The organism is Rhodanobacter hydrolyticus, from assembly GCF_044904645.1.
In genome coordinates this window covers 813,644-832,678 of record NZ_JADIKK010000008.1, presented here as the reverse complement: position 1 = coordinate 832,678, position 19,035 = coordinate 813,644, and the positions used below count along the sequence as shown (strand labels likewise).

Below are 19,035 nucleotides of genomic sequence, written 5' to 3'. Positions count from 1 at the left end.
GCTGGATGACGTGCCGCCACTGGATACGCCGCTGATACCTGGCGGTATCGCGGCGCACCTGCTTTCCATGGCGATGCGCGCCTGCTCGACTGGTTGCGCGAACGCGCGCAGGACACGCGGCGCATCGTTTCGGTCAGCAACCGATGCGTGCGCGCTGGCGGTGGCGGGGCTGCCCGACTTGCGATCACCTGTCCCTGACACTTTCATCCGGCGGGCGCTAGAGATGGCCAGCGAAGAACGCTTCCGCGGTGGCGATCGCGGTGGCATGGGTGCGCTGCTGCGGCACGCGGATGTGCTGGCAGATCGGCTCCTGTTGCTGGCCCTGTGCCGTGCAGTCGGCGAGGAAGTCGTAATGGCCGACGCCGGGCAGGGCTTTCAAGGTGGCGTGGGGCAGCAGGGTCGCGGCAAGCTTGCCGTTGCTGGCCGGCGGGGCCACCGGGTCAGCCTCGCCGAGCAGGATGCTCACCGGAGTGTCCAGCGTGTGCAGGCTGGCGGGAGCCATCGCCTCGATACCGCCGGGTGCCATCACGAACACCGCGCGGACACCGGGGATCGCGTAATCGTCGCCGGCGTGTTTCGCCAGCGCCGCCATCGCCGGCGCCTTCAATGCCTGCTCGCGGGCCGCCAAGGTCTGGTCGGGCGCCTCGGCCTGCGCGGCACACGTGGCGTCGGTGGCGTGCGATCGACAGAACTGGATGTAGTGGTCGATGTCGACCCGCGCGCCGGCGCTCACCAGGGCCGCGAGGCCTCCCATCGAAAAGCCCGCCACGCCCACGCGCTGCGCGTCGAGATGCGGCCCGATGAGGGCGTCGTCCTTGGCTGCATCGAGGGCCACGCGCAGGTCCACCGCGCGATCCCACACCAGCAGGCCGCCGGTCATGGTCATCGGATCGCGCCCGTTGGTGCCGGGGTGGTCCACCGCGATCACCACGTCGCCGGCACGCGCCAGCGCGGTGCCGAACCAGGCCATGATCCTTGCGGTGCCACCGAAGCCGTGCGAGAGCAGGATCACCGGATGCCGGCCCGGCGCGAAGGGCGCATCGGCGGCGGCGCTGCCGGCGTCGAACACCGGATGCTCCGGCGGACCGATCTGCAGCGGCGTCTCGGCGACGTTGCCGGCCGCGGGATACCACACGGTGATGCGCAGTTCGTCGCGATGTTGCGCGTCGCGCAGCGCGGCGCTCGGTGTATGCGCCACGCGATGGGTTTCGCCCACCGTGCCGGCGCGGGCCAGGGTGCAGACGCCCAGCGATGCGGCGGCCAAGACAATAAGAAGGGTGCGTGCAGTCATGCGGTCCTCGTCGAAGGTGATGGCGTGGGAGTCAGGTTTGCAACGGCAGCCAGATCTCGACGTCGCCACTGCCGGTGGTGTCGTTGAAATCGGCCCCGTATTTCTCGAAATCGGGCGCATCGGCCACCCGCAGGCCCGAGCGCGGCAGCCAGTCGTTGACGAAGGTCTGCCAGGTGTGGCGGATCTCCGAGATATGGCCGTGATGGGTGGCTACCACGTACTCGCGGGCCGGCAGCCGCAGGGTGCTGAGCGCGGGATCCAGGCCGCCGAAGCCCGGCACGTCCACGCCGGCGATGTACTCGAAGCTGCCCTCGTCGTCGCTGTTGCAGCACACGCCGTATGCAGTCTGCCGTTTCGGCAGGGCGGCCGAGAAATGCAGCGACAGGCGTTGCCACTGCGCGGGAATGCCCTGTGTCGTGTCGGATGTGTAGCGGCAGCCGAGCCCGGCGATGAAGCGCGTGTCGTCATGCGCAAGGCGGGGCTCGTCCAACGTCGCGCGTACGCCGTCGGCGGTGCGCCAGGGTTCGACCAGCGCCAGACCGGTCACCGAACCGCGCTCGCGCACGCTGGCCGGGCTCAGGCTGAACTGTTCGCCGAAGGCACGCGTGAACGCCTCGTGCGAACCGTAGCCGCTGGCCAGTGCCACCTCCAGGATGTCCGGCGCGCCGCCGGCCAGGCGACGCGCGGCTTCGGTCATCCGGCGGCCGCGCAGGTAGCGCACCACCGAACAGCCGGTCATCGCCGGGAACAACCGCGCCAGATGGAACGGTGAGACCCCGGCCACCTCGGCGATGCGACCCAGCGACAGATCCTCGCTGTAGTGGCTTTCAATGAACCAGAGCGCTTTTTCGGCAGCAGCCATCCCTGAAACCCGGCGGTGGAGTCGAGGGATGCAGGGTAACCGCAGCCTCGACGGCCGCGTTTGATCGTTCTTGCGGGCGATTCGGTCCGTGGAAGAAAAAGGGAAGCAGAGCGCCCTTTTCCCCGTGACCGGGGGAAGGGGGTGCCAGCGATTTTCTCGCTGGCACCGACACGCGTCGATTACGGCTTGGGCACCAGCTCGCCCGTCACCTTGCCGTTGGCGTCCAGCATCTGCAGCGACGGCGAGCCGTCCTTGGCGACCTTCATCACGATGCGCGGATGGCCCTGCAGGTCGTCCATGGCGAGCTGCACGCTGCCGTCGGTGTCGCGGCCGAGCGCCATGCGCTTGGTCGGGCCGCCATGTTCGGCGAAGAACGCCTTCATCCGGGTTTGCTGCTGATCCGACGGCAGGCTCTTGATGGAATCCATGAGCTGGATTTCGTCCAGGATCGAATAGTCGGGATAGTCGTTGAACTGCAGCTTGGTATAGCGGCCGTCCTTTTCTTGGTGGGAATCCAGCGCCATGGTCTGGTCCTGCTCATAGGCGTCGAAGGACAGATGGCCGTGCGACTCCTTGGTGCCGTCCTTGTCCTTCTCGCCGCCGAAGATCAGGCCGCCGTTCTCGGTGCCCTCGTCGTTGTAGAAGATCATGCCGGCGGCCTTGCGGCTGGGGTGCGGGTATTCCTTGCCCTTGATGATGATGCCCGGCTCAGTGGCGGCATCGGAGATCACCAGACGCAGCGTGCCGTCCGGCTCGCGCACGTTGATGCGGTGCACGTCCAGTTCGTCTAGCGACAGTTTGCGGGGTGCGAGCGCAAAGCCGCTCAGCACCGTGGCGGCGAATACCACGGTGAGCACGCCGGCATAGATCGTCAGGAAACGCTGGCCGATGGGTTGCATGGGCTTACCTCTTCGTTGTCGGGCGGGATACCCGGGATGGTCACACGGATCGCCTGGATGCGGCGGCATGAGCCTTCGGATTTTCCGATCCCGTGGGCAAATCTGATTTGCCGGGAACCAGCCGGCCCTTGGGCGCCCCCGGCCAGGGCCATCGTAGGGATGCGTGCTTGCGTGGCAGCCAGCCTTCCCGTCGATGCCGCTGCTGCACGCCGATGCCTTGGCCGAACGCATTAAACCCTGCGCGGCATCTGGGCATCACATGACAAACGCGCGGCTACGTTTGCCGGATTCCCCTGTCGAAAGGCTACCTCGATGAAATTCCTGCTTGGTGTCTTGCTCGCCGCTGGACTGTTGGCGGCGGCCCCATCCGCACGGTCGCAGCTTGTGCCCGGTTCGGTGGATATGCACTGGGATGAAGGTGCGGACGACTGCACCGCGAAGCCGCATCCGCCCATCCAGGTGCATCCGTACAACGACCGTACCTATGTTTTGCGCGAGAACCTGTGTGCCACCTTCGAGGCGCCCTTCATGTATTTGCTGGTGGGCTCCCACAGAGCGCTGTTGATCGACACGGGCGACGTGGCCGACCCGGGACGAATGCCGCTGGCACAGACGGTCATGGGACTGCTGCCGGGTAAGGGGGCATCGAAGATGCCTTTGATCGTGGTCCACACGCATGGCCACCTGGACCATCGCGCCGGCGATCCGCAGTTCGAGCACCTGCCTGATGCGACGGTGGTTCCCGCCGATCTCGATCACGTCCGATCCTATTTCCATTTCACCGACTGGCCCAACGGCGTTGCCCAGATCGATCTCGGCGACCGGACCGTCGACGTGTTGCCGGTTCCCGGCCACTACCCTTCGCACATCGCGTTCTACGACCGCAATACCGGTCTTTTCTTCTCCGGGGATTTTTTCCTGCCGGGTCGCCTGTTGATCGACAACACCGCCGCGGCCCAGGCCAGCGCGAAGCGTGCGGTGAACTTCGTCGAGAACCGCCCGATCACCTATGTGCTGGGCGGCCATGTCGAGATGAACCGCGCCGGTGAAACCTTCCCGTTCGGGTCCACCCATCATCCGGACGAACATGCGCTGCCGATGACCAAGGCGGACTTGTTGCGTCTTCCGGCCATCCTGGATGGATTCAATGGCCTCTATGCTGAGCACGACGGTTTCACCATCATCCATCAGCCGCACGAACTGATGGCATTGGGTCTTGCAGCCTTCCTGATACTCGTTCTGGCGATCATGCTGGTGCGCTGGCTGGTGCGCCGCTGGAGAAGCATCCGACGGCGGCGTGCGCTTGCTCCGGCTTGACGACGCGACGCCTGCGACGCGCCTGCCGAAAAGCAAAGGCCCGCATTGTTGCGGGCCTTTCAGTGAGTGCCTGTGGATGTCTCAAACGTGGGGCTGATGCCTGTCCTTCACCTCACGAAGAAGTTCAAGCAAATGCTCCCGTTGTGCGCGCTGCTTCAGTTCCTGCGCTTCAAGCAATTGTTGCCGCCTCGTCATCGGCCGCAAAGGCCGGTCGGATGCTGCCGTCGATGACGGATGCATGATATGCGTGAAGTAATTGACCCATGTCCGGAAGCGCCGCGGCGATTGGGGTTGCGATTCGAGTGTCATGGACGGGGGGCCTCGCATAGCCAGAGCAACAAATCTGCGCCAGCGATCGTTAGCCGGCAGTGATGTTATCGATAAGACCCCTGGCGCCCGTGATGTTCGGCGCATGGAAAGGGTGCCGGGACGGCTTCTGACCTGGCTACCTTGGTCCGGGCATGCCGTGCCCCCATGGTTTCAGGGAAGCGGTTGGCGATGACGGAGAGCGGAACATGAAATCCTTCGGCAAGGCGCCGCAGGGCGAGCGGCTGGAGCGTTTGCGCGATCTGCCGATGTGGGACGGCGAACGCCTGCGCAATATCCATCCGGTGCTGCCCGGCCTGCGCGATCCGCAGGCGGCGCGGCCGACGCTGCGCGAGTTTCTGTGCGGTGACGACAACCGCACGCCGCTGGAGCCCTTGCCCGCGGACGACCCGCGTGCGGCATGGCTGCGCAGGCCGTCGAGCGGGTTGCGCGCCACCTGGCTGGGGCACTCCACGGTGCTGCTGGAGATCGACGGGTGGCGGGTCCTCACCGATCCGGTGTGGGGCCAGCGCGCCTCGCCGTTCACCCTGCTCGGGCCGAAGCGTTTCCAGCCGGTGCCGGTCGGGCTGCGCGACCTGCCCGCGATCGATGCCGTGGTCATCTCGCACGATCATTACGATCACCTGGACTATCCGACCATACGCGCACTGGCGAAGTCGAAGGTGCCGTTCGTCACTTCGCTGGGCGTCGGCGCCCATCTCGAAAGCTGGGGCATCGAACCTTCCCGCATCACCGAACTGGTGTGGTGGCAAAGCCACCGCGTGCCCGGCACCGGTCTCACCATTACCGCCGCGCCTTCGCAGCATTTCTCCGGCCGCGGCCTGAAGGATCGCAACCAGACCCTGTGGTCGTCGATGGTGATGGCGGGCGAGCGCCACCGCGTGTTTTTCAGCGGCGATACGGGTCTCACCACGGAATACGAATCCATCCGCGACAGGCTTGGCCCGTTCGACCTGGTGATGCTCGAGGTCGGTGCGTTCCACCCCTCCTGGGGCGACATCCATCTGGGTCCCGCCAATGCGCTGGCGGCGCATCGCCTGCTCGGCGGCGGCGTGTTGATGCCGGTGCACTGGGGCACGTTCGCGCTGTCCACGCATGCCTGGGACGAGCCGGTCGAAGACCTGCTCGCCTTGGCCGATCCCAACGGCACCGCACTGCTGTTGCCGCGTCTCGGCGAGCCGGTCGAGCCGGTCGAACGGCGCGAAGTGCAGCCTTGGTGGCGGCACGGACAGCCTGTCGGCGACAGGTCTTCAACCAGATCCGGATCGCCCGAACCGGCTATCAACGAGCAGTTGAGCGACCAGTTGCCCTGGCCGCTGGATTGAGCGGGAAAACGGAGCTGAGCACTTTTCGAGGATCGACGCACCCGCTTCGCCCGATTGCCGCGATGGCAACCGGGCGGAGTTTCAGGCAGCCACGTCCACCAGCACCAGCTCGGCATCCTCCAGCGCGGTGACGCGCAGGACGGGTTCGTCGCGGATCGCCGCGCCGTCGCGGGCTTCCAGCTTCACGCCATTGAGTTCCACTGCGCCGCTGGCCGGCACCAGGTAGCCGTATCGACCGGTAGCCATCGCGTATTCCGCCGTCTCGCCGGCCTTCAGCGTGGCGCCCAGCACGCGTGCATCGGTGCGCAGGGGCAGGGCGTCGCCGTCGCCGGCGATGCCGCTGGCCAGGACCACGAAACGCCCGGCCCGCTCGCCCTTGGGGAAGGGCCGTGTGCCCCACGCCGGCGCCTGGCCGTGCGCATCGGGGATGATCCAGATCTGGAAGATGCGCGTTGTTTCGTCCTCCATGTTGTATTCGGCATGCGTGATGCCGCTGCCGGCGCTCATCACCTGCACGTCGCCCGCCACGGTGCGGCCCTTGTTGCCGAGGCTGTCTTGGTGGCTGATCGCGCCCTCGCGCACGTAGGTGATGATCTCCATGTCGGAATGGGGATGCGGCGGGAAGCCGGTGTGCGGCGCGATGGTGTCGTCGTTCCACACGCGCAGCGCGCCCCAGCCCATGCGCGCAGGCTCGTGATAGCCGGCGAACGAGAAATGATGTTTCGCCTTCAGCCAGCTGTGGTCGGCGCCGCCGAGGCGGTCGAAAGGCCTGCGTTCGATCATGGGAATGCCCTCAAGAGTGGATGCGCACAGCATGGGGCCGGGGAGGGCGGAGGGGAACCGGCAAACGGTGAACGGATTGTTTCCGTCGCGGGTCGTTGGTGACAATGAAAGTGGGGCTAAGCAGTAGGCGTGCATTTTTGCCACAAGTGGGGGCGACTCCATCCACTGCCTCGGACGACGCTAATAGCGGCGTGGTTACAACCGCCGGTGCTGCCCATTCGAACGAGCAGAGTCCACCTGCGTTTGATAGATGTATTCTGAATGCGATCAATGCAGTGCGCCGCACTCGCGATCAGGTGGCGAGCAGCAGCTCCAGAGGGTGAGGCAAGCATTGGGACGGGGAGTTGGGCGATGCAGGGCGTCGAATGGCCGAATAGGCCGCGTCAATCCGCACCAAGCTTAGTTGAGCAGGCAACCAGGGAGAGTGCCATGGCAGACATCTTCGATGACGATTTCATGGGTGGTGGCGGCCTCAACAACGGGCTCACGATGAACCCCCGGTACCCGTTCTGGCAGCACCAGCACCGTTTCGTCAGAAGGATCATGCTGCGAGGGACCGGCTGGGACGGATCGCATCACCAGGAGCTGATGATCGAGCTTCAGGGTCAGCTTCTGCTGCGTATCTCGCGCAACAATGGCATGGATACCTTCCAGATTGGCGCCAACCCGAGCAAGTACAACACGCTGGTGGAGCGGCACGTCAGCGGAGACACGATCACCTGCCGTAGAGTCTTGCAGGCGTTCGGCGAGGTGCGCCGACTATGTCCGACCTACGACCGTGCAAATTGCAGGCGATTCGCCCAAGACATATTCGAGGCACTGGATCCTGACGTGGTTGGCGCGTTTCAGGAGGAATCTGGGGGGCGCGGCAGCAGTGCGCAGGAGATCAAGGATCTCTTTTTCTAACTTTTGATCTTGGCTGCGGACTGCAAAGATCGGGACGACGGAAAAATCATTTCCCGATTTTGCGAAGCCGAAATCGACAATCCTTGGTTCGTCTCCGCCACGTGTCAGGGGGGGGCTTGGCGTGATCTGCCCGAGAGCGAACCCAGCCGCTCCTACAGGGTAGGTTCCAGCATCCCGCACTCGATGCCGCTGAGCCCGGCCGAGGCGATCAACTGGTCGATGACCGCCTTGCCGGCGTCGTTGACGTAGATGCGCGATCTGGCGGTCGCAGGATCCTTGAAGACGGCGGCTTCGGCGGGGACTTTCGACAGGTCGAACACTTCACGCCGGATGCGGCCGAGTTCGTTTTTCTCCGAGTGCTCGACGTCCACGCAGCGCACCAGATGGGTGACGTTGTAGAAAAAGCGCGGACCAGGCGCTCCCTCGCTGTCGAGCTCGAGCAGTTGTCCGAATGCCGACAGGAACGGCGCCAGCACCGCGTGCGCATGCGCGTTCAGCACCATCGCGCCGGGCACCATCGCGCTGACGTCGGCGGGGGGGCGCTCATGGTTCTTGCGCGTGCTGTCGGCGAAGCCGATCCGCGGCGGTCGCTTCCATTCCAGCGGCTTGCCGTCAATGCGGAACAGGCCGGCCGACACGTCGCCCGGATTGAGCGGGACAGCCATCGCGTAATCGTTGACCGAGGCGCAACGCAATTCCCAGATCGTCATCGGCGTGTCCATGTCAGAGCGGTAGCGCTCCGGAAAGTATCTTGGTCTTGAGGAATCGCAAGGTCGCCCGGCCTTGCTGGGTGTTTCCGGCGTATTGCAGTTCGTCGTACACGGCCAGGTGATAGGCGACACGGTGATGCGGGTTGTGGCGCGGCGCGTTGGGATGGCCGGGCAGCCCGGTGGAGGACTGCGGCAGGAAGACCCCGTTGTCGGCGTCGTTGATGCCGATGCCCCATCCGAAAAGCAGGGCGCGCGAGTTGGTCGCTTCCGGGTCGCGCAAGGCGACGATGTGGTGCGCGCACGTGCTGGCCGGACGCGATTGCGTCGTCGCCTTGACGATGTTCCTGGACAGGGTCCGGCGGTGGTTGTAGTCGCGGCGCTCGGCATTGGCGAGCAGTTGTTCGGCCGACGTCGGCAGCGTCACGCCGTTGTTGTAGCGCACCCGCGCCTTCTCCTTGCGGGTCAGCAGGTCGTTGCGTACTCCGTATGGATTGACGTCAGGGGCGCCGGCTGCGATCCGGTTGGTCGCGATCGTGAGTTCGAACACCTTGCCAGGCGTACTGGGCGCCAATGCACCGGCTGCCTGGAGGTCCTTCGGTTTCGCTGTCATGGCCTGTCCCCCGCTGCGCTGCGCGAGCACGTTGCTGTCCAATGCAGGGGGCGAGTATGCGGCAAAACAGGGGGCGGGAGTGCCTTTTCCCGGAGGACGCCAGTGACGTTTTTTTCAGGTTGCCGGCCTGGAAGGAAGCATGCTCGACCCGGGGTGTGGTCGAGCGTTGCTGCCGTCATCCGCGTCGTGCCGCCTCGATCGCCGCAATATCGATCTTCGCCATTGTCATCATCGCCGCGAATGCGCGCTTGGCCGCGGCTGGATCGGGGTCGGTGATCGCGGCCATCAGGGCGCGCGGGGTGATTTGCCAGGACAAACCCCACCGGTCCTTGCACCAGCCGCAGGCGCTGGCGTGGCCGCCGTTGCCGATGATGGCATTCCATAGGCGATCGGTTTCGGCCTGATCGTCGGTGGCCACCTGGAACGAAAACGCATCGGTATGCGGAACGCCGGGACCGCCATTGAGGCCCAGGCATGGAATGCCCATCACTGTGAACTCCACCGTCAGCACGTCGCCCTGCTTGCCTGCGGGATAGTCGCCCGGTGCGCGATGGACCGCGCCCACGGTACTGTCCGGGAACGTCTCGGCGTAGAACGTGGCGGCGTCCAGCGCGGCGCCGTCGTACCAGAGGCAAATCGTGTTCTTGCTCATCATCGGGGTTCTCCTGGCATGGGGCGATGCATTCGTCCCTTCATTCGAAGCAGGGTGAAGCCAATGGCGCGGCCAGTGCCATGTCGCCATCTTCCTGATGCGCGGGCTCAGCCTGGAATCGTCGGTTCCACCAGCCGCTCCAGCAAAGTGAGCGATTCCTGCCAGCCGAGGTGGCATTGCTCGGTCGGGATCATGTCGGGGATGCCTGCCTGTTCGATCTGCACCTCGGTGCCACAACCGACCTCGCGCAGGACGATGGTGGTGACCATGGTGCCTGGCAAGCCAGGATCGTCGAAGCGGTCATCGTGGACGATGCGCTGGTGCGGCACCAGTTCCAGGTAGGTACCGCCGAAGTTGTGGCCGTTGCCGCTGCCGAAGTTGGTGAAGCTCATGCGGTAACGGCCGCCGACGCGTGCATCGAGTTCGTGCACGGTGCAGGTGAAGCCGTCCGGCGGCAGCCACTTGGCCAGTGCCGCGGGATCGAGAAAGGCGCGGTAGACGCGCTCGGGCGGGGCGGTGAATACACGCAGCAGGCGGACGGTGCCGGACATGGTGGCCTCCAAAGGGAGTGGCGGGTTGGGTTCTCATGATGGCGACGAACGGGCCGGTCGCCTATCGACACAGATGATGCGAGGGGACTCTGCGGTCGTCGCTGCCCTCGCTGCAGTGTGCGTGTCCGCGGCGCGTCCGTTGTCCGTTGCGTGTGTCCGCGGACGGACAAAGATTTCCGGCGGCCGGCGGGAAATAGCCTGAAACAGGGGTTTTCGAGGCATGTCGGTGTTGGCACGCCCTTTGCCATATCCAACTCGAAAGCTTCATTTCCCATCCAACGGAGAGCCGCCATGAAATTCTTCAAGTACGAAACCCTGATCCTGCAGAGCCTGTTCAGTGCCTGCCTGCTGATTTGCGTGATGACTGTCGGCGGCATGCTGCTGGCCTGAGCGGTCGATCACACGAAATACCGGCAACACGCCGGTTTGGGGCGGCATTGTCCGCCCCGTTTCGCGGGCAAGCGCCAAACCCCTGGCATGTCCGCGCTTTTCCCCCTGGTACTCAATGGAGATCGTCAAGTCATGAATACTATTTCCTCGATCCGTTCCGGCATCTCGCGCCGTCTGTCCCGCAGCCTGGTGCTGGCGGGTGTCGCCGTCGCGTTTGCCGTGGCGGGCATTTCCACGGCCAGCGCGCAGGCCACCACGGGCAGCGTGTTCGGCAAGGCGCCGACGGGTTACAGCATCACCGCGCGTAGCGTCATGAACGGCTCCGGGCGCACGGTCACCGTGGATTCCGCTGGCCGCTACAGTGCACCGTCGTTGATGCCGGGAACCTACACGGTCACGCTGAAGCAGAACGGCCAGGCGGTTGCGGAGCATCTCAACGTGCCGGTGACCGTGGGGCGCGGCATCGAGGTGGACTTCGACTGCTCCGTGCTGAAGTGCGGAGAGATCGCGAGCAAGTAACCTTGGGTCTGGATGCGCCGGGCGGTTCGATCCATGGCGCACGACCGCGGACTCGCCCGGCATGAGGTTGTCTCAAACAAAGGCCCGGCATCGAAAGGTGCCGGGCCTTTTCGTCTGTCCGTGCGGGTGCCGATGCTTGGCTCGCCGGGTTCGGTGTTCCGTGGGCAGTCTGTCGACCAGAAAGCAATGGCTTCTGGGTTGTCACGCTTCCATCGTGCGTCACGACACAACCTTTCCCCGGGCATTTGCTTCAAGATGCGCTCCCTTGCGTCACAGCGTGAGAGACGCGTCCCCCCTTCATTCAAGGAAAGATCCATGCTTGCACTTGTGTTTGACCGGGTTGGCGAGCCACGCGAGGTGCTTCGTCTCGCGGACGTGCCGCCGCCGCAACTCGGTCCCCGCGATGTACTGATTGCAGTGCGCGCGCGAGTCATCCAGCCGGCCGATAGCATGTTCATCGCCGGACGCTATCGCGTGAAGCCCGCTTTTCCGCAAGTGGCCGGTTTCGATGCGGCCGGCGTGGTCGAAAGTGCCGGAGTGGAAGTAAGTCACGTGCGCGTGGGGCAGCGCGTGGGCTTTCGCTATCCGGGGGCGTGGGCGGATTTCGCCGTGGCGCCGGCGGCGCGCGTCTACCCAGTGCCCGACGATCTTTCGGCGCAACTGGATGACGGTGTCGTGTGCCAGTTTGGCCTGAACCCGCTCACTGCGTGGGGCCTGCTCGACGTGGCGCGCCTGCCGCGGGGAGCGCGTGTACTCGTCACGGCGGGACGTTCCGTGGTCGCGGGCCTGCTTGGGCATCTCGCGCTGCAGAGTGGCCTGGTGGCCGAGCGTCTGGTGCGCGCAGGCGACAGCTATAGCCTGCTGGATGCCTCCGGTACGCAGATGCTGGCGCAGGCGGACGACGTGGCGCGGGCGTTGGCGGCCGTCGCTCCCTACGATGCGGTGCTGGATGCGGTGGGCGGCCCGGGCGTACCGGCGTTGATCGCCGCGACCGTACCCGGCGGCCGACTGGTGTCCTACGGCGTGCTCGACGACCGGCCGTTCGAAATGCATGCGGCCACGATGGTGTACCGCAATCTTTCCTGGCAGGGCTTCGGCATCGATGGCTGGCTGAACCATTGCGAAGCCACGACGCTCGCACGAGCGCAGCGCGAATGCTGGGAGTTGCTGTCGCGCCATCCCGAGCTGGTTCCCATCGCCGCGCGTTATCCCATGCGCGACTTCGATGCGGCACTGGCGGCGGCCAGTGCTGGCAAGGGCGGCAAGGTCCTGCTGGTTTGACGCCGTGGGAGCGGCATGCCTCGCGTGCCGCTCATGTATCGCATCGACGAGACCGGCACGTCAGCGTGGCGGCGGTTGCATCAGTGGTTCGCTCAGGTGGCGGCTGTCGCGACGCCGGGGGCGTCAGGTGATGCAGGTGCCAACAAGAAGCCGAGCGCTTCCTCGCAGGGTGCATCCACTTTCAATGCGAGCAGCGCATCGGCGCGGGTGCGCCCCAGCGTGACGGCGGCGACTGGCCTGCCGGCCTGCGCGGCGGCGTGGGCGAAGCGGTAGCCGGAATACACCATCAGCGAGGAGCCGACCACCAGCATCGCGTCGGCACGCCGGCAGGCATCCATGGCGGCGACTACGCGTTCGCTCGGCACGTTTTCGCCGAAGAACACCACGTCGGGTTTCACGATGGCGTTGCAGTGCGGGCAGGGCGGCACATCGAAGCGGCCGAAGTCGTGTCCTTCGAGATCGGCGTCACCGTCGGGTGCGTCATTGGCATCGAGCCGAGTCCATTCCGGGTTGCGCTCGACCAGTGCACGCTGGAAGTCGTGGCGCGTGCCGCGCCAGTCGCAGGACATGCAGCGCACGGTGTCGAGCCGGCCGTGCAGGTCGACCACGTTGCCGTTGCCCGCGCGCTGGTGCAAGCCGTCCACGTTCTGCGTCACCAGCAGCTCGATCCGGCCCTGGCGTTCCAGCTCGACCAGCGCGTGATGCGTGGCGTTCGGCAGCGCGTGACCGAAGCGGCGCCAGCCGAGCAGGCTGCGCGCCCAGTAGCGGCGGCGGGTGTGCGGCTCCTGCATGAAGGCCGCAAAGGTGACGGGTGGCGTGCGCTTCCACTGGCCGTCGCGGTCGCGGTAGTCGGGGATGCCGGAGGCGGTGCTGCAACCGGCGCCGGTCAGCACGAACAGTCGCGGGTGGGTTTCGACGAAGGCTTGCAGTGGGGTCATGGTGAGCCAAACCTGTTGTAGGAGCGCACCCTGTGCACGATGGCTCTGTGCTCGATCGAGGCCGAGGCAATCGCGCGCAGGGTGCGCTCCTACACGGTTCAGTGGCGGTCAGTCCAACGTCGCCATGTCGATCACGAAGCGGTACTTCACGTCGCCCTTGAGCATGCGCTCGTAGGCCTGGTTGATGTCTTTGATCGGAATCATCTCGATGTCGGAAACGATGCCGTGCTTCGCGCAGAAGTCCAGCATCTCCTGCGTCTCGCGGATGCCGCCGATCAGCGAGCCGGCGATCTGGCGGCGCTTGAGGATCAGGTTGAACACGGTGGGCGACGGATGCGGGTGTTCCGGCGCACCGACCAGGCACAGCGTACCGTCGCGCTTGAGCAGGGCGAGGAAGGGATCGAGATTGTGCGAGGCGGCCACGGTGCTGAGGATGAAATCGAAGCTGGCCGTGTGCTGGGCCATCTGCGCCTGATCTTTCGACACCACCACTTCGTCAGCGCCGAGGCGCTTGGCGTCCTCCTGCTTGCCGGGGGAGGTGGTGAACAGCACCACGTGCGCACCCATCGCGTGCGCCAGCTTCACGCCCATGTGGCCGAGGCCGCCCAGGCCGACGATGCCCACCTTCTTGCCGGGGCCGACGTTCCAGTGGCGCAGTGGCGAATAGGTGGTGATGCCAGCGCACAGCAGCGGCGCCACCGCGGCGAGCTGCTCCGCGTTGTGGTTGACGCGCAATACGAATTTCTCGTCCACCACGATGTTTTCGGAGTAGCCGCCCCAGGTGTTCTCGCCGCCGAACATTGGGCCGTTGTAGGTGCCCGTGAAGCCGTTCTCGCAGTACTGCTCCTCGCCTTCGGCGCAAGAGGCGCAGTGCTGGCAGCTGTCCACCATGCAGCCCACGCCCACGGTGTCGCCGGGCTTGAACTGGGTCACCTGCGCGCCTACCGCGGTCACGGTGCCCACGATCTCGTGGCCGGGCACGGAGGGATAGAGCGTGTTCTGCCATTCGTTGCGTGCGGTGTGCAGGTCGGAGTGGCAGACGCCGCAATACAGGATGTCGATCTTCACGTCGCGTGGGCCGGGTTCGCGACGTTCGATGTTGAGCGGAGCCAGCGGCTCGCTGGCGGAAGTGGCTCCGTAGGCGCGGGTCTGGGTCATGCGGATTCTCCGGGGATGGGTTAGCGCAAGCGGCCGAGTCTACGCTTCAGGCCATAAAAACAAAGCCATTGAAGCGCGGGGTGGTCATACCCATGTGCGAGAGATTGTCCCCAGCGAGAGCCTGCCATGCCCGGTCTGTCCGCCTTCCCGATTGCGCAGCGTTGGCCAGCGCAGCACCCCGACCGCATCCAGCTGTATTCGCTCAACACGCCGAATGGCGTGAAGGTATCGATCATGCTGGAGGAAACCGGATTGCCCTACGAGGCGCATCTGGTGGATATCGGCAAGGACGAGAGCCATCTGCCGGAGTTCCTCGCGCTCAATCCGAACGGCAAGATCCCCGCGATCGTCGACCCCCACGGCCCGGGAGGGAAGCCGCTGGGGCTGTTCGAGTCGGGCGCGATCCTGCTTTACCTCGCGGAGAAGAGCGGTCAGTTCATTCCTGCCGACCCAATACTGCGGTGGGAGACGATCCAATGGGTGTTCTTCCAGATGGCGTCCATCGGGCCGATGTTCGGCCAGGTGGGTTTCTTCCACAAATACGCTGGCCGCGAATACGAGGACAAGCGGCCGCTGGCGCGCTACGTCAACGAATCGAAGCGTCTGCTCGACGTGCTGGACGAGCGTCTCGCCGGGCGCGAATGGATCATGGGCGACGAATACACCGTCGCCGACATCGCCACGCTGGGTTGGGTGAACAACCTCATCGGCTGGTACGACGCCGGTGCGCTGGTGGAATACGAGCGCTTCAGGCACGTCGATGCCTGGTTGCAGCGCGGCCTGGCGCGACCGGCGGTGCAGCGCGGCCTGAAGATTCCATCGCATTGAGCGACGCCCTGCGTACGCTGATCGAAGCCCTGGAGCGCGATGATGCGCTGGCGGAACCTGCGCGCTTGCGCGAACGCATCGAGGCATTGGACAGACTCGATGCATGGATGCCGGTGGCTGGCGAGTGGATGTGGCGCGTGCAGGCGATCCAGCGGAAGCTGGAGGCGGCCAACGCGACGGAGTACGAAGCCGTTCGCCTGGCGATTCGCCAGGGCCGTGGTCGCGAAGCGATGAGGCATAGGTGGCGCGACGGCGATGGCGCGGCATCCGTCTGCGGCGACGCCTACGACTGGCTGGACGAATGGGTAGCGGGCGTGTTGCCGCACGGCACGCCTGCGGAAGCCGAGGCATTGCCGCCGGAGATGGTGTTCTACCAACCCACGCCGGCACGCCATGTGTTCGATTTGCTGGATCGCCTGCAACTCGGCGGGCACGACACCCTGGTCGATCTCGGTGCCGGTCTCGGTCACGTGCCGCTGCTGGCGGCGATTTGCAGCGATGCGCGTTGTCTGGGTATCGAGATCGAGCACGCCTACGTGGAAAGCGCGCGTCGCTGCGCGCGAGATCTGCACTTGGCGAATGCACATTTCGTTCGTGGCGATGCCCGCGAAGCCGATTTCGGCATCGGCAGCGTGTTCTACCTCTATACGCCCTTCACCGGAACGATTCTGCGTGAAGTGCTCGATGCATTGCGGTGCGAGGCCGCTCGGCGCACGTTCCGCGTATGCAGTTTCGGGCCCTGCACGGCCGTGCTGGCCGCCGAATCCTGGCTGGCGGCTGACGATGAACCAAGATCCGATCGCGTCGCGATCTTCCGCGCGCAGCGGCCGTCTTCGCCGCGGTGATGTTAACCAGGTCTTCATGCAATGACTCTGAAATATCGACGAACGCCTGAGTAGGGTCGATACGCGAGCGCGGCACCACGGTTTCGCCGTGGAAGTGGAACGTGAGGCTGCAACGGCGCCGCGCTCGCACCCAACCCCGCAACGGAGACCACCCATGAAAGGTTCAGTCACAGCAGGGCTGTTGATCGCGGCTTCGCTGGCATTGTCGGCATGCAACAAGAGCGGCGATATGCCTCCCCCTCCTGAGGCTCCCGGTCACGCGGCAAGCGCGCAGGCCCCGGCTACGCCACCGCCGGCCATGCCGGCCAGCACTCCGATGCCCGCGACCACCAGTGCCGCGCCCCCGTCGGCAACGAGTGCCGGTAGCGGAGCGAATCCGCAGCATTAGCGGTAATTCGGAAAATCTTGGGACACCCGCGCTGACCATGGACGGTCGGCTGCGATACTCGCGCATGGTTGACCCAGGCGATACGGGCGGACTGTATGTGTCGTATCAAGAGACCCTCACGGAGATGGTCTCCGAAGTTTGTCGAAAACCCAAGGTGACGGAGAAGGAGGGATCACCCGCCAACCTTCAGCCGGGGTGGTAGACGCGTTCGATATGTCCCTTGAGCTGGTCGGGCCAGAAATACACCGTGCGCAGGTTGCCACTGGCGTAGCGCTCGGCCTCGTCGGCGAAGTGCGGGGAACCGGGGCGGCCGCTTTCGCCGCCTGCGGTGACGGCACGGGCGCTCACGCGAGCGCCGAATTCGACCACGGCCACGAAGCTGTTCCCGCTGGAGCCGTAGTATTTCTTCGTGCCCGGCCAGCGGTGCGCGCCGAACGAGGCCAGCGAGCCCCAGCGCGAGGAGACGAAGGGCACCGGGATGCTGGACTTGCCGTCGTCGAAGTGCGGCTGGATCGCGTCGTCGAGGCGCTGGAAGCGGTTGATCTCGCCCCAGGCCACGCCCCAGCTGCCGAAGTCCCGCGTGAGGCGCTCCACCGCTTCGTCCAGCGCGTGCAGGCGTTCCTGCGCACCGTCATCGCGTGCCATGTAGTCGTAGGGCGGGATGCCGGCGGCCTTCGCTCTGGCCACGCTTTCGTCCCATAGCGTGTCGCCCCAGAACACCGCCAGCGACGTGGGCATGGAAGCGATACCCCAGCGGTAGTCCCAGTGGCGCAGCAACTCGACAGGGCCGGCGAGTTTCGCTTTCAGCGGGTCGCCGGAGGGCAGCGTGTCGTAGTCCTTCGTGAGCAAGGGAATGAGTTTGGCGAACTCCGGCAGATACGAATCGAACGCGTCGGTGATCAGCTTGGGCGTGCTGAAGCCGCTTGCGCCGGTGAGCATGTCCGTGGCGTGGATGCCACGCGGGTTCTCGCCGAAGGTGTCCATATAGCGCGGAAAGTCGGCCTGCTTCGGGCTGTACTTGCCGGCGGCGGAGTACGGCCAGTCGTTGGTGTTCATCGCCCAGCCGCTTGGCGGGTTCACCGCCTGCGGCAGTTCGTCCAAGGGCGTGAGGCCGTGCCAGTCGGTGGCCGGGTCGCTGCCGTCCACGGGTCTGGTGTAATCGAAGCGATTGTCGCGTTTGGGCACGAACTGCGGCATCAGGAAGGCGATCTCGCCCCTGTCGTCGGCGAACAGCGTGTTGTTGGAGGAGTTTGCCTTGAGTTCGGCCACCTTCATGTAGCTGGCGTAGTCGTGCGCCTTGGTGCGCAGCCAGCTCTGTTCCAGCGCGGCGATGGGTTTGTCCATCAGCGCCTCGGCGATCCACTTGTCGCCTTCGTTCTTCACGATGGGACCGTGGTGGGTGAAGTACGCGATGAAACGGCGCGTCTTCGGCGAACCATCGGCGGCGCGATAACGCACGTCGATCGCACGCTCGGTTACCGGCCGCAGTTCCGTGCCGTAGCGGTAGTACGGCTTGCCGTCCTTGTGCGCAATGGTTTCGGCGAACTCGTCCACTGCATCGAGGCCGGTCGAGGTGTGCATCCAGCCGATGTGCTGGTTGAAACCCTGGTAGATGAAGAACTGGCCCCAGGTCACGGCTCCGTAGGCGTCCAACCCTTCGTCGCTGGACATCTGCAGCTCGGAGCGGAAGTAGAACGAAGTGTGCGGGTTGATCAGCAGCAGCGCATGGCCGTCGGTGGTGAGCCTGGGTGCGATCGCGATGCCATTGGAGCCGGTGGGCTCGGCCCAGCTCGGCGGGTTCGCCTGCGCCAGCTGCGGGTGCGCGTCGCCGTAGAACGCGGCGAGGTCCTTCAGCGAGACGCGCTCGATGTCGCCGCCGATGCTGCCTTCGGTGAAGGAGAGCGCCATCCACGGCTCGAAATGTGTGATCACCTTCGGATGCACGTCCGGATGCGTGGCGAGATACCAGTTGAGGCCGTCGGCCCAGGCGTCCATCAGCTTCTGCAGCCAGGCGGGGCTCTGCGCGTAAAGCTTCTTCAGCTCCATCGGGTCGACCCACAGCTGCTGGCGCAGGTCCTGCCAGATAGCGGTTTCGCCGTCGGCTTGCGCCGTCCAGCCCAGTGCGGCGAGGTAGTTGCTCTCCACGCGGTTGAAGTCGTCCTCGGCTTGGGCGTAGGCCATGCCGAACACCGCGTCGGCATCGGTCTTGCCGTGCACGTGGGCGATGCCCCAGTCGTCGCGAGTAATGGTCGCCGCAGAGGCTTCGCGTTGCAGGCGCGCATGTTCGGTGGTTTGCGCCGATGCCGCAGTCGATATGCCCATGGCGAGGACGAGCGCGGCCAGCCACGGACGGATGTGGCGCGCGCAGGTGGTTGGACGATGTGTGGGCATGCGGGCGGCATCGCTGCAGGTGGGCGTCGGGGCATCTTGCGGCCGATGTCGTGATCCGGCAATG

General features: G+C 65.4%; 19 protein-coding genes. 7 read left to right on the top strand and 12 right to left on the bottom strand.

Annotated features, from left to right (window positions below; genetic code table 11):
• Window positions 1-217: 217 nt before the first annotated feature.
• From ISP25_RS06175 to ISP25_RS06165, 3 genes are all read right to left on the bottom strand, one after another.
• Window positions 218-1,291 carry an alpha/beta hydrolase family protein gene (locus tag ISP25_RS06175; protein WP_404612477.1) on the bottom strand — a complete coding sequence of 358 codons (1,074 nt, stop codon included), beginning with the start codon at window positions 1,289-1,291 and terminating at the stop codon, window positions 218-220.
• Window positions 1,292-1,322: 31 nt separating this feature from the next.
• The gene (locus ISP25_RS06170) at window positions 1,323-2,153 is read right to left on the bottom strand and encodes an AraC family transcriptional regulator (RefSeq protein ID WP_404612475.1); all 831 of its coding nucleotides are present in this window, start codon (window positions 2,151-2,153) and stop codon (window positions 1,323-1,325) included.
• A gap of 179 nt (window positions 2,154-2,332) precedes the next feature.
• Window positions 2,333-3,052, bottom strand: coding sequence for a hypothetical protein (locus ISP25_RS06165; RefSeq protein WP_404612473.1), 720 nt, complete (start codon window positions 3,050-3,052; stop codon window positions 2,333-2,335).
• Between the two features lie 312 nt (window positions 3,053-3,364).
• Between ISP25_RS06165 and ISP25_RS06160 the strand changes: the two genes are divergently transcribed.
• A complete protein-coding gene (locus ISP25_RS06160; protein ID WP_404612472.1) occupies window positions 3,365-4,369 on the top strand; it encodes an MBL fold metallo-hydrolase in 1,005 nt (334 codons plus the stop codon).
• A gap of 81 nt (window positions 4,370-4,450) precedes the next feature.
• Here the strand turns inward: ISP25_RS06160 and ISP25_RS06155 are convergent, their stop codons facing one another.
• On the bottom strand, window positions 4,451-4,678 hold the full coding sequence (locus tag ISP25_RS06155) for a hypothetical protein (protein ID WP_192154964.1): 228 nt from the start codon (window positions 4,676-4,678) through the stop codon (window positions 4,451-4,453).
• Window positions 4,679-4,884: 206 nt separating this feature from the next.
• Between ISP25_RS06155 and ISP25_RS06150 the strand changes: the two genes are divergently transcribed.
• Window positions 4,885-6,021 (top strand): MBL fold metallo-hydrolase, encoded by a 1,137-nt coding sequence (locus ISP25_RS06150; RefSeq protein ID WP_404612469.1) that lies wholly within the window; start codon window positions 4,885-4,887, stop codon window positions 6,019-6,021.
• An 81-nt stretch (window positions 6,022-6,102) separates the two neighbouring features.
• Here the strand turns inward: ISP25_RS06150 and ISP25_RS06145 are convergent, their stop codons facing one another.
• A complete protein-coding gene (locus tag ISP25_RS06145; RefSeq protein ID WP_404612468.1) occupies window positions 6,103-6,804 on the bottom strand; it encodes a pirin family protein in 702 nt (233 codons plus the stop codon).
• Window positions 6,805-7,233: 429 nt separating this feature from the next.
• On the opposite strand from ISP25_RS06145, the gene ISP25_RS06140 reads away from it, so the two are divergent.
• Complete coding sequence (locus tag ISP25_RS06140; RefSeq protein WP_404612466.1) at window positions 7,234-7,710, top strand: hypothetical protein; 477 nt, start codon at window positions 7,234-7,236, stop codon at window positions 7,708-7,710.
• A 152-nt stretch (window positions 7,711-7,862) separates the two neighbouring features.
• Here ISP25_RS06140 and ISP25_RS06135 read toward each other — a convergent pair whose 3' ends face one another.
• The 4 genes from ISP25_RS06135 to ISP25_RS06120 all read right to left on the bottom strand — a co-directional run bounded on the left by ISP25_RS06135 (window position 7,863) and on the right by ISP25_RS06120 (window position 10,233).
• Window positions 7,863-8,420, bottom strand: coding sequence for a hypothetical protein (locus ISP25_RS06135; RefSeq protein ID WP_404612465.1), 558 nt, complete (start codon window positions 8,418-8,420; stop codon window positions 7,863-7,865).
• Window positions 8,421-8,433: 13 nt separating this feature from the next.
• Entirely contained in the window at window positions 8,434-9,060 is a 627-nt protein-coding gene (locus ISP25_RS06130; RefSeq protein WP_404612463.1) for an AHH domain-containing protein, read from the bottom strand.
• 145 nt (window positions 9,061-9,205) lie between these two features.
• A complete protein-coding gene (locus tag ISP25_RS06125; protein WP_404612461.1) occupies window positions 9,206-9,685 on the bottom strand; it encodes a VOC family protein in 480 nt (159 codons plus the stop codon).
• A 104-nt stretch (window positions 9,686-9,789) separates the two neighbouring features.
• Window positions 9,790-10,233, bottom strand: coding sequence for an SRPBCC family protein (locus ISP25_RS06120; protein ID WP_404612459.1), 444 nt, complete (start codon window positions 10,231-10,233; stop codon window positions 9,790-9,792).
• A gap of 522 nt (window positions 10,234-10,755) precedes the next feature.
• On the opposite strand from ISP25_RS06120, the gene ISP25_RS06115 reads away from it, so the two are divergent.
• Together ISP25_RS06115 and ISP25_RS06110 are read left to right on the top strand one after the other, a co-directional pair.
• Window positions 10,756-11,142: a carboxypeptidase-like regulatory domain-containing protein gene (locus ISP25_RS06115; protein ID WP_404612457.1), complete on the top strand. Its 387-nt coding sequence runs from the start codon at window positions 10,756-10,758 to the stop codon at window positions 11,140-11,142.
• A 315-nt stretch (window positions 11,143-11,457) separates the two neighbouring features.
• Window positions 11,458-12,423 (top strand): alcohol dehydrogenase catalytic domain-containing protein, encoded by a 966-nt coding sequence (locus ISP25_RS06110; protein ID WP_404612455.1) that lies wholly within the window; start codon window positions 11,458-11,460, stop codon window positions 12,421-12,423.
• A gap of 92 nt (window positions 12,424-12,515) precedes the next feature.
• On the opposite strand, the gene ISP25_RS06105 is transcribed toward ISP25_RS06110, so the two are convergent.
• Window positions 12,516-13,361: an NAD-dependent protein deacetylase gene (locus tag ISP25_RS06105; protein WP_404612453.1), complete on the bottom strand. Its 846-nt coding sequence runs from the start codon at window positions 13,359-13,361 to the stop codon at window positions 12,516-12,518.
• Between the two features lie 108 nt (window positions 13,362-13,469).
• Window positions 13,470-14,519, bottom strand: coding sequence for an NAD(P)-dependent alcohol dehydrogenase (locus ISP25_RS06100; protein WP_404612451.1), 1,050 nt, complete (start codon window positions 14,517-14,519; stop codon window positions 13,470-13,472).
• A gap of 126 nt (window positions 14,520-14,645) precedes the next feature.
• Here ISP25_RS06100 and ISP25_RS06095 point away from each other — a divergent pair, with 126 nt between their 5' ends.
• Together ISP25_RS06095 and ISP25_RS06090 are read left to right on the top strand one after the other, a co-directional pair.
• A complete protein-coding gene (locus ISP25_RS06095; RefSeq protein WP_192154988.1) occupies window positions 14,646-15,347 on the top strand; it encodes a glutathione S-transferase N-terminal domain-containing protein in 702 nt (233 codons plus the stop codon).
• Window positions 15,344-16,192 (top strand): methyltransferase domain-containing protein, encoded by an 849-nt coding sequence (locus ISP25_RS06090; protein ID WP_404612449.1) that lies wholly within the window; start codon window positions 15,344-15,346, stop codon window positions 16,190-16,192. Before ISP25_RS06095 ends, ISP25_RS06090 begins: the two co-directional genes overlap by 4 nt.
• Window positions 16,193-16,766: 574 nt before the next feature.
• On the opposite strand, the gene ISP25_RS06085 is transcribed toward ISP25_RS06090, so the two are convergent.
• The gene (locus tag ISP25_RS06085) at window positions 16,767-18,971 is read right to left on the bottom strand and encodes a penicillin acylase family protein (RefSeq protein ID WP_404612447.1); all 2,205 of its coding nucleotides are present in this window, start codon (window positions 18,969-18,971) and stop codon (window positions 16,767-16,769) included.
• Between the last annotated feature and the right edge of the window lie 64 nt (window positions 18,972-19,035).

Excerpts from the sequence above, each read along its gene's own strand:
- ISP25_RS06120 (WP_404612459.1), bottom strand. The coding sequence starts at position 10,233 with ATGTCCGGCACCGTCCGCCTGCTGCGTGTATTCACCGCCCCGCCCGAG.
- ISP25_RS06105 (WP_404612453.1), bottom strand. The coding sequence starts at position 13,361 with ATGACCCCACTGCAAGCCTTCGTCGAAACCCACCCGCGACTGTTCGTG.
- ISP25_RS06140 (WP_404612466.1), top strand. The coding sequence starts at position 7,234 with ATGGCAGACATCTTCGATGACGATTTCATGGGTGGTGGCGGCCTCAAC.
- ISP25_RS06095 (WP_192154988.1), top strand. The coding sequence starts at position 14,646 with ATGCCCGGTCTGTCCGCCTTCCCGATTGCGCAGCGTTGGCCAGCGCAG.
- ISP25_RS06110 (WP_404612455.1), top strand. The coding sequence starts at position 11,458 with ATGCTTGCACTTGTGTTTGACCGGGTTGGCGAGCCACGCGAGGTGCTT.
- ISP25_RS06145 (WP_404612468.1), bottom strand. The coding sequence starts at position 6,804 with ATGATCGAACGCAGGCCTTTCGACCGCCTCGGCGGCGCCGACCACAGC.
- ISP25_RS06150 (WP_404612469.1), top strand. The coding sequence starts at position 4,885 with ATGAAATCCTTCGGCAAGGCGCCGCAGGGCGAGCGGCTGGAGCGTTTG.
- ISP25_RS06165 (WP_404612473.1), bottom strand. The coding sequence starts at position 3,052 with ATGCAACCCATCGGCCAGCGTTTCCTGACGATCTATGCCGGCGTGCTC.
- ISP25_RS06125 (WP_404612461.1), bottom strand. The coding sequence starts at position 9,685 with ATGATGAGCAAGAACACGATTTGCCTCTGGTACGACGGCGCCGCGCTG.
- ISP25_RS06170 (WP_404612475.1), bottom strand. The coding sequence starts at position 2,153 with ATGGCTGCTGCCGAAAAAGCGCTCTGGTTCATTGAAAGCCACTACAGC.
- ISP25_RS06115 (WP_404612457.1), top strand. The coding sequence starts at position 10,756 with ATGAATACTATTTCCTCGATCCGTTCCGGCATCTCGCGCCGTCTGTCC.
- ISP25_RS06175 (WP_404612477.1), bottom strand. The coding sequence starts at position 1,291 with ATGACTGCACGCACCCTTCTTATTGTCTTGGCCGCCGCATCGCTGGGC.
- ISP25_RS06100 (WP_404612451.1), bottom strand. The coding sequence starts at position 14,519 with ATGACCCAGACCCGCGCCTACGGAGCCACTTCCGCCAGCGAGCCGCTG.
- ISP25_RS06155 (WP_192154964.1), bottom strand. The coding sequence starts at position 4,678 with ATGACACTCGAATCGCAACCCCAATCGCCGCGGCGCTTCCGGACATGG.
- ISP25_RS06085 (WP_404612447.1), bottom strand. The coding sequence starts at position 18,971 with ATGCCCACACATCGTCCAACCACCTGCGCGCGCCACATCCGTCCGTGG.
- ISP25_RS06160 (WP_404612472.1), top strand. The coding sequence starts at position 3,365 with ATGAAATTCCTGCTTGGTGTCTTGCTCGCCGCTGGACTGTTGGCGGCG.
- ISP25_RS06135 (WP_404612465.1), bottom strand. The coding sequence starts at position 8,420 with ATGACGATCTGGGAATTGCGTTGCGCCTCGGTCAACGATTACGCGATG.